The 12,209-nt window shown below is 59.5% G+C and carries 9 protein-coding genes and 1 tRNA gene; 4 read left to right on the plus strand and 6 right to left on the minus strand.

Annotation, left to right across the window (positions count from 1 at the left end; genetic code table 11):
- Positions 1-370 precede the first annotated feature (370 nt).
- Positions 371-1,504 carry a hypothetical protein gene (locus QFX07_RS01295; protein ID WP_279754773.1) on the plus strand — a complete coding sequence of 378 codons (1,134 nt, stop codon included), beginning with the start codon at positions 371-373 and terminating at the stop codon, positions 1,502-1,504.
- A 168-nt stretch (positions 1,505-1,672) separates the two neighbouring features.
- Here the strand turns inward: QFX07_RS01295 and QFX07_RS01300 are convergent.
- The 5 genes from QFX07_RS01300 to QFX07_RS01320 all read right to left on the minus strand — a co-directional run bounded on the left by QFX07_RS01300 (position 1,673) and on the right by QFX07_RS01320 (position 8,958).
- Positions 1,673-1,746 (minus strand) — tRNA-Pro (locus tag QFX07_RS01300).
- Positions 1,747-1,855: 109 nt separating this feature from the next.
- Positions 1,856-3,730: an ABC transporter ATP-binding protein gene (locus QFX07_RS01305; RefSeq protein ID WP_279754775.1), complete on the minus strand. Its 1,875-nt coding sequence runs from the start codon at positions 3,728-3,730 to the stop codon at positions 1,856-1,858.
- Positions 3,730-5,760 (minus strand): ABC transporter ATP-binding protein, encoded by a 2,031-nt coding sequence (locus QFX07_RS01310; RefSeq protein ID WP_279754777.1) that lies wholly within the window; start codon positions 5,758-5,760, stop codon positions 3,730-3,732. Before QFX07_RS01310 ends, QFX07_RS01305 begins: the two co-directional genes overlap by 1 nt.
- Positions 5,760-6,773 (minus strand): metallophosphoesterase, encoded by a 1,014-nt coding sequence (locus tag QFX07_RS01315; protein ID WP_279754779.1) that lies wholly within the window; start codon positions 6,771-6,773, stop codon positions 5,760-5,762. Before QFX07_RS01315 ends, QFX07_RS01310 begins: the two co-directional genes overlap by 1 nt.
- Before the next feature lie 40 nt (positions 6,774-6,813).
- Complete coding sequence (locus QFX07_RS01320; RefSeq protein WP_279754780.1) at positions 6,814-8,958, minus strand: transglycosylase domain-containing protein; 2,145 nt, start codon at positions 8,956-8,958, stop codon at positions 6,814-6,816.
- Between the two features lie 166 nt (positions 8,959-9,124).
- Between QFX07_RS01320 and QFX07_RS01325 the strand changes: the two genes are divergently transcribed.
- From QFX07_RS01325 to QFX07_RS01335, 3 genes are all read left to right on the plus strand, one after another.
- The gene (locus QFX07_RS01325) at positions 9,125-9,328 is read left to right on the plus strand and encodes a DUF4177 domain-containing protein (protein ID WP_005504647.1); all 204 of its coding nucleotides are present in this window, start codon (positions 9,125-9,127) and stop codon (positions 9,326-9,328) included.
- Positions 9,329-9,513: 185 nt separating this feature from the next.
- Positions 9,514-9,996 (plus strand): RidA family protein, encoded by a 483-nt coding sequence (locus QFX07_RS01330; RefSeq protein ID WP_279754781.1) that lies wholly within the window; start codon positions 9,514-9,516, stop codon positions 9,994-9,996.
- A complete protein-coding gene (locus QFX07_RS01335) occupies positions 9,989-11,158 on the plus strand; it encodes an NUDIX hydrolase (RefSeq protein ID WP_279754782.1) in 1,170 nt (389 codons plus the stop codon). Before QFX07_RS01330 ends, QFX07_RS01335 begins: the two co-directional genes overlap by 8 nt.
- A 144-nt stretch (positions 11,159-11,302) precedes the next feature.
- Here QFX07_RS01335 and QFX07_RS01340 read toward each other — a convergent pair whose 3' ends face one another.
- Positions 11,303-11,980: a Crp/Fnr family transcriptional regulator gene (locus QFX07_RS01340; RefSeq protein ID WP_012902921.1), complete on the minus strand. Its 678-nt coding sequence runs from the start codon at positions 11,978-11,980 to the stop codon at positions 11,303-11,305.
- Positions 11,981-12,209: the final 229 nt, after the last annotated feature.

The following is a 12,209-nucleotide window of genomic DNA, read 5'->3' on the forward strand; positions in this document are numbered from 1 at the left end:
GTGGTGTGTGCAGGTGGGGCGCGTTTGGGACAGTAAAAGGAGCGAAATTATGCTCCCGCGGGATTGCCCCACCTTTAAGAACGTACCAATGGTACACACCCAACCTCGTGCAATAACACTTGAACAGCACTCACCAATAGGGCAAGAAGCTCCAGCCAGCAGCCGACAGAGAGGCAGCATGAGAGCAAAACCTCGGCGCCACCGCCGGACCAGACACAGCTTCCACCGTTACACTTAACACCTATGCCAGAGCATCCGGCACACACCACCGGATGCGGCAGATACCCTGGCAGCGCACATCCCCTGGCAGGGCACACACCACCGGCAGGGCGCACAGACTCTCAAACACGGCACTACAAGGAGCGAGGACATGGCAGCAGGGCGCACACAACCCATCCCCACCGTCAGCAGCGGGGCACGTGCCGCCTCCCTCGGAGGCACCCGACGTGACCTCGGGCTCGACCTCGCCCGCGCCTTCGCCGTGCTCAGCCTGCTCATCCCCTTCGGATACTGGCTGCAACTGATCCCGGTGTCCTGGAAGTTCTGGATCCCGCAGACCCTCGTACCGGCAGAGCCGCTCTTCGCCGCAATTCTGGGCGCAGCCGCCTGGCATTACGCACGCACCGCGAACTTCCCGCAACTCTTCGCCGGAACCATCGTGCGATTCCTCGCGCTGCTTCTGCTGGGTGTGGCACTCATGCAGGGTGCTACCTACCTGCCGCAAGCCGGCGTGACCGTACCGGCGCAGGGCTTCGCATACTCTCTGCCCTTCGACATGCTCGTGCACCTGGCGCTGCTTACCCTGCTAACCCTATTCGTCGTGCACCTGCCCCTGTGGGCGGTCGCCGTGCTGGCGGTGGTCACCAGCCCCTTCATCACCTGGACCTACACCCTCCTCATGGACGTAGCTGCACACGCCGATCAGTGGACCGCCATGCAGCTGCCGTTCCTCGCAAACCACGGCGTCAACCACGCGCAGAGCGCGCAACTCATCTGGGTCATGTGCCTGGGCATCGTGCTCGTGCGCCTCTACGACAACCTGCAGGCAAAGCTCGCAATCCCCGTAGTACTCGCTGTACTGGCGCTCGCCGTCTACCGCACCTTCAACCCCTACACCGAGCTCGGCTTCCTCAACAGCCCGCAGGTGCTGCTGACCCTAAACCTGGCGGCAACCCTGTACTTCTGGGCTGAATGCGCGCGCCTGCTCTCCGCGCAGGCCGGAATGCTCACCCCCATCGCCCGCCTGGGCCAGATGTCGCTGAGCGCCTCCATTGTGCTGAGCGGAATCATTATTTACGCAGGCCCCACCGTCAAGGCTCTCACCGCGGGCGAGCACTACGTCGCCACCGGAGGCTGGGGCACCGCCGTGTACTGGAGCGCCTTCCTGCTGCTCGGCGCTGTTATCGCCCTGGGCTTCTGCACCCTCTGGTCGCGCATGGTGCGCTTCATTGCCGGACGTGGCCCTCTGGAGGCAGTACTCGCCCTCATCTCCGGACGAGGCTAAGCGGCTGAAAACCAACAATCTAGAAAGCGGCCCCTCTGCCTGCGTATCTGCGCGGATAGAGGGTTGCTTCTATGCACTCAGCATCTGCAACAGAATCAGCTTGAGGGACATGCAGCATAAATACTGCGGGTACGACAAAGCCCCGGTCCAATGGACCGGGGCTAGTTGTCGGGATGACAGGATTTGAACCTGCGACCTCGTCGTCCCGAACGACGCGCGCTACCAAGCTGCGCCACATCCCGATGTTAACCTATCAGCAAATACCGTAGGCAACTCACCTAGGATAACCCAAAAAAAATTAGAACGCAACACAACGGCACGCCACCGGTTGGAGAGGGGCAGATAAAGTTTCTAGGCTTCAGTCTCCTGAACCTGATTCAGCTCATCCCAGGAGGCGTGCATCGCCGCAAAACGACCACCGGAGGCAATCAGGTGCTGCGGGGAACCATCCTCCACCACGGAGCCTTCATGAATCACCAACACACGATCAGCGCCCAGAACCGTCGAGAGGCGATGCGCAATCACCAGCGCCGTACGCCCCGCCAATACGGTTCGCAGTGCCGCCTGCACCGCGCGCTCACTCGGAATATCCAGCGAAGCCGTTGCCTCATCCAGAATCAGCACCCGTGGATTCGCCAAGAACACGCGAGCAAAGGACACCAGCTGACGCTGACCCGCCGACAGGGTAATACCGCCGCGACCCAGCTGCGACTCGTAGCCGTTACGCAGACGCTTAATGAACGCATCAGCTCCCACCGCCTTCGCGGCAGCCTTCACCTGCTCATCGCAGGCCTGCGGGTTACCCATGCGGATATTCTCCAGAATCGACGCGGAGAACAGGAACACCTCCTGGGTCAGCATGAGCACCTCATGGCGTAGCTGCACATCTGCCAGCTGACGAACATCCACGCCGTCAATACGCACCTGACCGGCTGAAACATCGTAGAAACGAGCTACTAGCTTAGCGATAGTCGACTTACCGGCACCCGTAGCACCCACCAGCGCCACGGTTGTACCCGGCTCAATGCGCAGGCTGGTCTCCTTCAATGCGTGACGATCCGACGTGTACCCAAAGACAGCTGAATCTAGCTCCACCAGGGCACCGTGAACCGTGCCGCTCATGCCACCAGAAACACCAGGAACAGACTCGGCTGCAGGCTCTACAGCGCGCTCATGCGGATGTTGCGGCTCAGCAACCTCCGGCTCCTCAGCCAAGAACGACGACAGCTTCTCCAGCGCGGACATCGCCGACTGGAACATGTTGTAAAACTCAGAGAGCTGCATGACCGGCTCAAACACGCGGTTCGCGTAAATCACCAGTGCCAACAGGGTACCAATCTGCATGGTGCCGCCCAGCACCGCATAACCACCCAGCACCAGCGCGCCGGCAATAAACACATTGCCCAAAAGCATCAGCACGGGCGAGTAGATGCCGAAAATCTTAATCGAATCCATCACCGCAAGACGGTAACGCTCCGACGCCTGAGCGTACTCAGAACGCTTCTGTGCCTCCGACCCAAAGGCCTTCACCGCGTGGATACCCGTAAACGTCTCCACAAAACGGCTCGTCAAATGCGCAGACTCGGTACGCATCGTGCGGAAAACCGGTACCGCGGTTTTCTGGAACCAACGCGTCAAGAAGTAAATTGGCACGCCCATGACCAGCATAAACAGGCCAATACGCCAATCCAGAAGGAAAATAGCGACCGCAGAAATCACCATGGACAGCAACGTAATCGCCAACTGGCTGATGCCGCTATCCAAGAAACTGCGGACCGTATCGATATCGCTAGTCAGACGCGAAATGACCTTACCCGAGGTGTACCGCTCATGGAACGACACGCTAAGCGACTGTGCGTGACGGAACACCCGCTTACGCAGGTACACCACCACACCCAGCGATACACGTACCGTGTACGCCACGTTGACCCACGAAAAGATCGCGGTCACCGCGGTAGCCGCCACAAAAAAAGCCAGCAGAGTCAGCAGGGGAGAAGCGTCACCCTGTCTGAGCGGTTCAATGGAACTATCTAAAACGCGGGCAATCAGAATCGGCACAACCGCGGCTGACCCCGACACCAAAAGTACCGAAATAATCGACAGAACCAACGCCCCACGGTGTGGGCGCAACATCTGGCGCAGCAGAGCCATCGAGCGTTCACGGGTCTCCGCGCGCTCTTGCGGGCTCATCTGCTCTCGTGGCTCCACCGGACGATAATGGGCCATTAGCCCTCCTCTATCGTCATGAGCTGGCGGTACTGTTCCGAAGAGTCCATCAGTTCAGCATGAGTACCCTCAGCGACCACGGAGCCGTCAACCATCAGTAGTACGCGGTCCGCTAACGCGACGGTGGAGGGGCGGTGCGCCGTCAGCAGGGTAGTAGCGCCGCCCAGGCCCTCCAGCCCCTCACGCAGGCCGGTAATAATACGTTCCTCGGTGTTCACGTCCAGCGCCGAGAACGGATCATCCAGCAGCAGCACGGAGGGGCGCTTCGCTAGGGCACGCGCCAAGGACAGACGCTGACGCTGACCACCCGAAAGGCTCAGACCCTCCTCACCAATGACGGTATCCAGACCCTGCGGAAGCTCCGCCACGAAATCGCACGCAGCCAGCTGCAACGCGGTCTGGAGGGTGGTCTCCAGCTCTTCTGCGGCGGGGTAATCCTCATCCTCGGTGCCGTGCTCGTACTGCTCGGCAACGCCCATCAGCACGTTCTCGCGGACCGTGCCGGAGAAGAGCACCGCCTCCTCAAAGACGAACGCGGTCTGGGCGCGCACCTCCTCAATAGACATGTCGGCGGTGTCTCGGGTGCCAAAACGCAGGGAGCCGGAGGTCGGCTCGTAGAAACGCGGAACCAGCGACAGCACGGTCGACTTGCCGCTACCGGTTGCACCCACCAGCGCCAGAATCTCGCCCGGGAAGACCTTGAAGTTTACGTCCTTCAGCACGGAAACCTCGGGTGCCTTTACCTCAGAGTTTGCACCGGCAGCCTCTGCAGGAACAGGTGCTTCGGCAGCATCGTAGCTGAACTGAACGTGATCGAAAGTGACAGATACTGCGCCACCGCTGGGGTACTGCATAGTTTCCTTCCCGGAGCCGCCCTCGGCAGACACTCCAGCTACTGTTGACGAATCAGAAGCACCCTGCGGATGCTCGGGCACAGACACAGCCGCGGAGCCACGAACCAGCGGCACCGCCTCAAAGCCGGGCTCGTCCATGACCTCGTTGTGGCGTTCCAATGCCACCTTATAGCTCAAATAGGCAGACATCAGCGCGGTCGAGCGCGTCACGTGGCTGAGCACGGTCGTCTGTACCGCAAAGTAGGCGGTCATCGCGCCTAGACTCAAGGTGCCCGCCGCAACCTGCGAAGCGCCCACAGCCAGCGCCACCGCCGTGGAGACACCCACAATCAGGCCCTGGTACAGGGCAACACGAGCCACCAGCATCGACCTGCCGTACTCGCGCGCCTGCAGGGCGTCCACCGACTTGGCATATTCCTGAATCTGCTCGGGGGAGCGACCCAGCGCCTTAATCACGCGGATGCCGCGTACAGACTCCTCAATACGGGTGGAGAGATCACCCGTCATCTGCTGAATCTCATGCGAGGCGCGGTAGTACTTGCGGGTGAAGTTCACCAGCGACAGCACCAGAATAGGCACGGTCACCACGAACACCAGCGCCAGCGACGGTGAAGAACGCAGCATGAAGAAGCCACCGACCAGGAACATCACCGCAATAGTCAGTAGCTGCACAATACCGAAGGACAACCAACGGCGAATCGTGCCCAAATCGCTCATGGAGCGGGTCAGCAACTGACCAGAGGGCCAACGATCCAGCAGAGAAAGCGGGGCGCTGAGCAGGCGGTCAAAGAAGTTCATGCGCATGGACAGCTCAATCGTGGAGGTCGGATCCACAATCAGCCAGCGCCTCCAGTACATGAAGGAGGCGTGCGCAATACCCAGCAGAAGCACCAGGCCACCGGCAATCCAGATGGCGCTCTCGGTGGTGCTCTGCGAGAGATGATCCACAATAATCTGCAGTACCTGCGGGATGGAAATCTCAAGGGCACCGGCACCGAACGCCACGAGCAGACCCACACCCCAGCGCACACGAATCGGACGCGCATACGCGGCGAGGGTGCGCGGGGCACGCTGACCGTGCGCGTAGTCAATCGGGTCGGGGGTCGGTTCGCTCGCCGTCTCCAAGAAGGGGTTGCGGCGGCGCTTAGTCGTGCTTGCTGTAGAAGCCTCAGACATTAGCGGCGGCCACCTTTCGAAGCGTCGGCTTCACCCTTATCGCGAGCCGTGAGGGTCACCAGGATTGCCTCCGGCGGGCAGAACAGACGCACCGGCGCAAAACGAGAGGTGCCCAAGCCGGCAGAAACCTGAACCGGAATACCGGACTGCTCACTGACACCCTTCGCACGCGAAGGCGGCAAATCGCAGTTGCTGACCAGGGCATGACCGCCGGGCAGGCAGACCTGACCGCCGTGCGTATGACCGGCAAAAATAGCCTGCGCACCGTCCTGCACGAAGCGGTGCAGGGTACGCATATAGGGGGCGTGCGCCACGCCGATACGAACGCTCGGCTCGTCCCCCTCATCGAAGGCGCCGGGGGCGAATCCGGGGTGCTCATCGTAACGCAGGTGCGGGTCATCCACACCGGAGAACTCCAGGCGCAGACCCTTGAGGTTCAGCGTGTTGTAGCGGTTGATCAGGCCCGTCCAGCCGCGCGACTCGAAGGCGTCGTGCATCCGCTCAATGGGCAGAGCTACACGCGAGCCTTCCTCAATCATCTGCGGGGTGCGAGGCTGCCACAGGTAACGTGCCGGGTTCTTGAAAACCGGCGCGAAATAGCAATTTGAGCCGGGCACAAACACGCCGGGGAAGTCCATGAGCGGGTCGAGCGCCTCCAGCAGCGGACCCATACCGTCCACGTGGGAGAGGTTATCGCCCGTGTTCATCACCAAATCAGGCTCCAGGGCAGCCAGCGAGTGCATGAAGTCAATCTTCTTCTGCTGACCCGGAATCATGTGCATATCCGAAATATGCAGAATCCTAAAGTCAGGGCTACCGGCGGGCAACACCGGCAGGGACTCGGTGCGGAGCTGAAAATTGTTCAGCTCAATAAAGTGCCCATACGCCGCCGTGGCGGCCCCCAAGGCTGCAGTGGCGGCTACCGCCCCCGCTACCTTCTTCAGGAGCGGGGAGGAGCCGCGTGCGCCGGGGACCGCCACGGGGACGCGGGCGTTGACTGCGTTTTCACACATAATCAATCGCCTTTCAGGCTTCAGCTGATGAGCTGTGATTCTAGCTGTACGACAGAATCTTATCGCTGGGGGTGGTGAAGTCCTTCGTGTTGTACTTCGGTGCAATCGTCTTCATGAACGACTGCCACTGAGCACCGGCGTAGGTCTCACCATCCACATAGTTCAGAACACGACCGTTAATGCCCAAACCGTTCAGGGAACGGAAGCCGAGGTTGTTAGAACCAACCCAAGACGCGGTGGACAGGCCACGAGTGTAGCCAACCTGCCAGGTCTGGGAGGAGTTATCGTTCGTACCGGTCTTCGCAGCCGAACCGTTCGGCAGACCAATACCGCGCTGAGAAGCGGAACCGCCGGGCTGGATAACGCCCTTCAGAACCCAGCTGACACCGTTCGCGATGTCCGGATCCAGAACCTGCTCACACTGGTTCTGGTATTCCTTCATGGTTTCACCGTTGGTCTTGGTGATCTTCTCAATCGGGCGCGGGGTGCAGTACTTACCCTCGGAAGCGAAGATAGCGTACATGGATGCGCTGGTTAGCGGGGAGATACCATACTTGGTACCACCAATGTTGGTACCCAGGTTGGGGATGCTGTGCAGCGGTTCGCCGGTACCGTCCAGGGCGTGCATCTTGATGGACAGGTCGTGCACATCGCACAGGTCAATCTGGGAGAGCATGCCGTACAGGTACGAGTTAAACGACTGGCGAATACCGTACGCCGCGGTGTTGTAGCCTAGGCCACCGTTGACTGCGTTCTTGTAGGACCAGCCGTTCGGCTGACCGGTGTAGTAGTACTTACCGCCCTCGTAGCACTTGGCGTTCCAACCGAAGCTGGTGGGCCAGAACAGCTGGGTACCGTTCACGGTAGCGTTAGCGCCGCGACCGCTGATGAGCCACTGTGCCAGAATAATCGGCTTGAACGTCGAACCGGGCTGGAAGCCAGGGGTACCACCGTACGCTACATCAACGTTGTAGTTGTACTCGGTCTTGGAGTGGTCGTTTGCGTCTGCGGGGCTACCGAGCTCGGTGTTCTGTGCCATTGCGATGACGCGACCGGTGCCGGGCTCAACACTGGTCAGAGCGGAGTTCACGTCGTTCCAGTTGGTTGCAGCCGGCTGGGTGGAGTCCACAGCCTGCTTTGCCGCGGTCTGAGCCTCGGGGTTCAGGGTGGTGATCACCTTCAGGCCGCCACGCTTAATAGCGGTGTTACGCAGCTCAGCGGTTGCACCGAGGGACTCATCCTGCAACAGGTAGTTGACCACGTAGCGGCAGAAGAACGCCTTGTCGCCTGCCAGGGAGCAACCCTGGGACTTGGGGTGGACGTTGAGCTTAATGTCGCTGGCGATGGCGTCGCTGTATTCCTTGTCGGAAATCTTGCCGTCGCGGAGCATGGTGCCCAGAACGATGTCGCGGCGTTCACGGGCGAGTTCGGGGTTCACGGTCGGGTCGTACACGTTCGGTGCCTGCACCAGACCAGCCAAAAGCGCGGACTGTGCCACGTTCAGGTCCTTAGCGGAAATACCCCAGTAGTACTGTGCCGCAGCCTCAACACCGTAGTTCGAACCACCAAGGTTCACGATGTTCAGGTAGCCTTCGAGGATTTCGTCCTTGGACTTGTTCTGCTCCATAGAAATCGCAAGCTTCATCTCGCGAATCTTTGCAGCGTAAGTCTTGTTACCGTTCAGGGTTGCGGTAGCGTCCTCACCACGAGCCACAGCGGAGTCAACAATGAGGTTGTTGACGTACTGTTGAGTCAGGGTAGATGCACCCTGACGGCGGCCGCTGTTGGAGTTAATGATGTTGTTCAGGAACGCACGACCGATACCGATAGCGGAGACAGCACCGTGATTGTAGAAATCACGGTCCTCAACCGAGACGATAGCGTCCTTCATCTGCTGAGAAATCTGATTCAGCTTGACCTGTTCACGGTTCTCTTCAAAGAAGGTCGCGATTTCGGTCTTACCGTCAGCAGCGTAAATAGTAGAAGGACGGGAAGAGATGCCATCGGCAATGTCATCAGGAAGGTCCTGGAACCATGACATCGACGCGTTCGTGACCATACCCAAACTCACGGCAGGGGGCACGATAATAATTGCCGCGAGGAAACCGGCAATCACGCTGAACGCGAGGAACTGCAAAAAATCTCCCGGACGGTGATGCGAACGGGTTTTCTTAGATGAAGCCATTCATTCAGTTTATCCCATGAAACTGTGAGAAGAAGCCCGTCTCGGCACCCTACAGGGAGCCGGATGCCTCAGCCCTGAGAATAAAGCCCCCAAAAGCGCCGGACATTGACCAAAACCATAGTGAATCCCTTTTACTTATTGGATACCGGGCGATAGTCTAGAGGGTATGAAGAAATGGGAATACGCAACTGTACCGCTGATGATCCACACGACCAAGGCAATCCTCGATAACTGGGGTGAAGACGGCTGGGAGCTCGTAACTGTTCTCCCCGGTGCATCTGCACCTGCTGGTGCAACCCCCGCGTCGAACATGGTCGCTCCGACTCAGGGCAACCCCATCGCCTACTTTAAGCGCGAGAAGGCTGACTAAGAGCAGCGTACCCGGCGGTCACCTCAACCCCACTTTTCCTCTACATATAGGGGAGGATGGGAATAGTTGAGGCAGACCGCCGGTTAGCCGTTTAACAGCTGTTTGAATATCAGTAGCGTTTAGATTGACGGCATTCCCCACATCACCGTTTGGGTGCCAGCACCCGCCATCCTTCTGGAGTAATCATGACTGAATCCCGTATTGAAGCACGTATCCGCGAACTCGGTTACGAACTGCCCGTAGCACCCGCCCCCGTTGCAGCCTACGTTCCGGCTGTTACTTCCGGCTCCTACGTGTACACCTCCGGTCAGCTGCCCTTCGTCGACGGTGCTCTGCCCGAAATCGGTAAGGTTTCCGACTCTGGCGCTGAAGGCTTCGTGACCCCCGAGGACGCTAAGAAGTACGCGGGTATCTGTCTGCTCAATGCTCTGGCAGCAGTCAAGTCCGTTATTGGCGACCTGGACCGCGTGCAGCGCGTGGTGAAGGTTGTTGGCTTCGTAGCATCCGAGGTGAACTTCACCGCTCAGCCCGCCGTCATTAACGGCGCCTCAGAACTGCTCGGCGAAATCTTCGGGGAGGCAGGCCAGCATGCCCGCTCCGCCGTGGGCGTTCCCGTTCTTCCCCTGGACTCGCCCGTAGAGGTCGAGATTATCGTTGAGTATGTCTAAACTGTACACCGGCGCTCTGCCACTATCTGCTATTCGTGCTGCCCAAGCTCAGCGGGCAGCGCAGGACGCTCCTGAGAAGACTGTACGTACCGAATCCGCACAGGACAACGGTACCGCCCAAAACATCAAGACTCTACCCCTGCCGGCGCAGGAACGCCGCTTCGGCACTCCCACCCCGGCTGAGGGCGTGCAGCGCCCCCGCATGTTTACCGGCCGCCAGTCAGGTCTGCGCACCGCAGCCATTCAGCGTCTCTACACGATTCCTGAGTTCATGCGCACCGCCGCCGAAAGCTGGCGTGCAGGCGGCAACGAATGCACCGTCGGCTGCACGATGCGTCAGGCTGCCTCCGTAATTTTTGTGCGCGATGGCGACAACGGCCTCGAAACGATTCTGACCTACCGCCCCGGCACCTCTCCGCTGGGGGTGGTGGCTTTCCCCGGCGGTACGGCTCTTCCCGGTGATGATGAGTCTGCCTCCTGGGTGGGTCCCGGCGCCGACTACTGGCAGGACCAATTCCACTTCTCCGATATTGCGCAGGCACGCCGCAGCGTCATGGCTGCCGTGCGTGAATGCTTTGAAGAGACTGGCATTTTGCTTGCCGGCGAGGACGAACAGGACGTAGTGGAGCGCTCTAGCACCCCTGAGCTCATGGCGTGGCGTGAAGCAGTTGCCAAGCAGGACAAGAGCTTCTCTGACTTCTTGACCTCCAGCGGTTTGAGCGTACGCGCTGATCTGCTACGCCCGGTCGCGCGTTGGCAGTCCCCGGATTTCTTCCTCAAGCGTTACGATATCGCCTACTTCACCACGGCGTTGCCCGTGGGCCAGGACCCGAAGCTACTGCTCGGTAAGGGTGTGTGGGGTGACTGGCTGAACGTGCGTGAACTGCTTGAAGCCAAGGACACCAGTGAACTGGGCGACCGCATCGGACAGTTCAACACGGTGGGCCGTACCCTCGACCAGCTTATTACCCCCGGGGTGATGTGCATGCTTGAATCGCTGGCGAAGGCACAGACTTCCGTGGCGTGGCTGTCCAAGCGCCGTAATATTGAGGTGAAGAAGCCCGTGCTCGTGACCCACAATGGTGCGTGCATGCTCTCCTTCACCGAGGTGGTTCCGGCAACCACCGGTAGCGTGTACACCGGTGCAATGGGTGTGTTCTAACGAACTGCCGCAATGCGCGCCCATACGATAAAGCGTGAAAGAAATCAGGAGCCGTTTCCCTCTACATGGGAAACGGCTCCTAATCTATTTAAGTCGCATGTCTTTCAATGAAGGCGCCCTAGAACGCCCTAACGCAAAAAGGCTTTAGCGGGAACGCTGGCGCAGGCGGGGCAGGTCGAGAATGACAACTGCGCGTGCCTCCAGGCGAATCCAGCCGCGGGAAACGAACTCGGCAAGAGCCTTATTCACGGTCTCGCGGGATGCGCCAACCAGTTGTGCCAGCTCTTCCTGAGTCAGCTCGTGAGCAACGAGCACGCCGTCGGTCGCGGGGCGGCCGAAGCGATCAGCCAAGTCCAGTAGTGCCTTAGCGAGGCGGCCGGGAACGTCGGAGAAGACCAGGTCAGCCAATGCCTCGTTAGCGTGGCGCAGGCGGCGAGCCAGAGTCTTAATAACCTGATCGGAGATAGTGGGATCGAGCTGCTGTGCACGCTTGAAGGACTCGTGCTTGATGGCAGCCAGGCGAGTCTCAGAGACAGCCACAGCGTTGGTCGAACGGGGTGAAGGATCGAAGAGAGCCATCTCGCCGAAGACGTCACCGGGACCCATGATTGCGACCATGTTCTCGCGGCCGTCAGCGGCGGTGCGACCCAGCTTGACCTTACCGGAGAGCACAGCGAAGAGCTGGTCGTCCTGGTCGCCCTCGTAGAAGAGGACCGCGTTGCGGGAGAGGTCAATCTCCTGAATATCATCGGTCAGCAGAGCGAAAGCTGCGTCGTCGAGGTTAGCAAAGAGAGGGGTACGACGGAGGATCTCGAGATCCATAAAGTTCTCCTAGATATGAGGTGATGAGCCGAAACTCATAAATGTTCAGTGAGTGAGCCCGAACCGATGTCATGCGTCTCAACATCTAAAATGTGAGAAGGGTCAAGCTGGTGTGACATATTCAACTGATATGAGCGTACCCTAAAAAAGCGCTTCACGCATTCCGATACAGCGAGCTTTGCAACAAAAGTTATTTCTTTCGAGTAAATTCAAAGCTTCCCCACAGGTT

The organism is Rothia similimucilaginosa, assembly GCF_029850985.2.
Classification (GTDB): domain Bacteria; phylum Actinomycetota; class Actinomycetes; order Actinomycetales; family Micrococcaceae; genus Rothia.

Bases quoted from the DNA above. Each gene is read 5' to 3' on its own strand.
- QFX07_RS01295 (WP_279754773.1), top strand. From the start codon at position 371: ATGGCAGCAGGGCGCACACAACCCATCCCCACCGTCAGCAGCGGGGCA.
- QFX07_RS01305 (WP_279754775.1), bottom strand. From the start codon at position 3,730: ATGGCCCATTATCGTCCGGTGGAGCCACGAGAGCAGATGAGCCCGCAA.
- QFX07_RS01310 (WP_279754777.1), bottom strand. From the start codon at position 5,760: ATGTCTGAGGCTTCTACAGCAAGCACGACTAAGCGCCGCCGCAACCCC.
- QFX07_RS01315 (WP_279754779.1), bottom strand. From the start codon at position 6,773: ATGTGTGAAAACGCAGTCAACGCCCGCGTCCCCGTGGCGGTCCCCGGC.
- QFX07_RS01320 (WP_279754780.1), bottom strand. From the start codon at position 8,958: ATGGCTTCATCTAAGAAAACCCGTTCGCATCACCGTCCGGGAGATTTT.
- QFX07_RS01325 (WP_005504647.1), top strand. From the start codon at position 9,125: ATGAAGAAATGGGAATACGCAACTGTACCGCTGATGATCCACACGACC.
- QFX07_RS01330 (WP_279754781.1), top strand. From the start codon at position 9,514: ATGACTGAATCCCGTATTGAAGCACGTATCCGCGAACTCGGTTACGAA.
- QFX07_RS01335 (WP_279754782.1), top strand. From the start codon at position 9,989: ATGTCTAAACTGTACACCGGCGCTCTGCCACTATCTGCTATTCGTGCT.
- QFX07_RS01340 (WP_012902921.1), bottom strand. From the start codon at position 11,980: ATGGATCTCGAGATCCTCCGTCGTACCCCTCTCTTTGCTAACCTCGAC.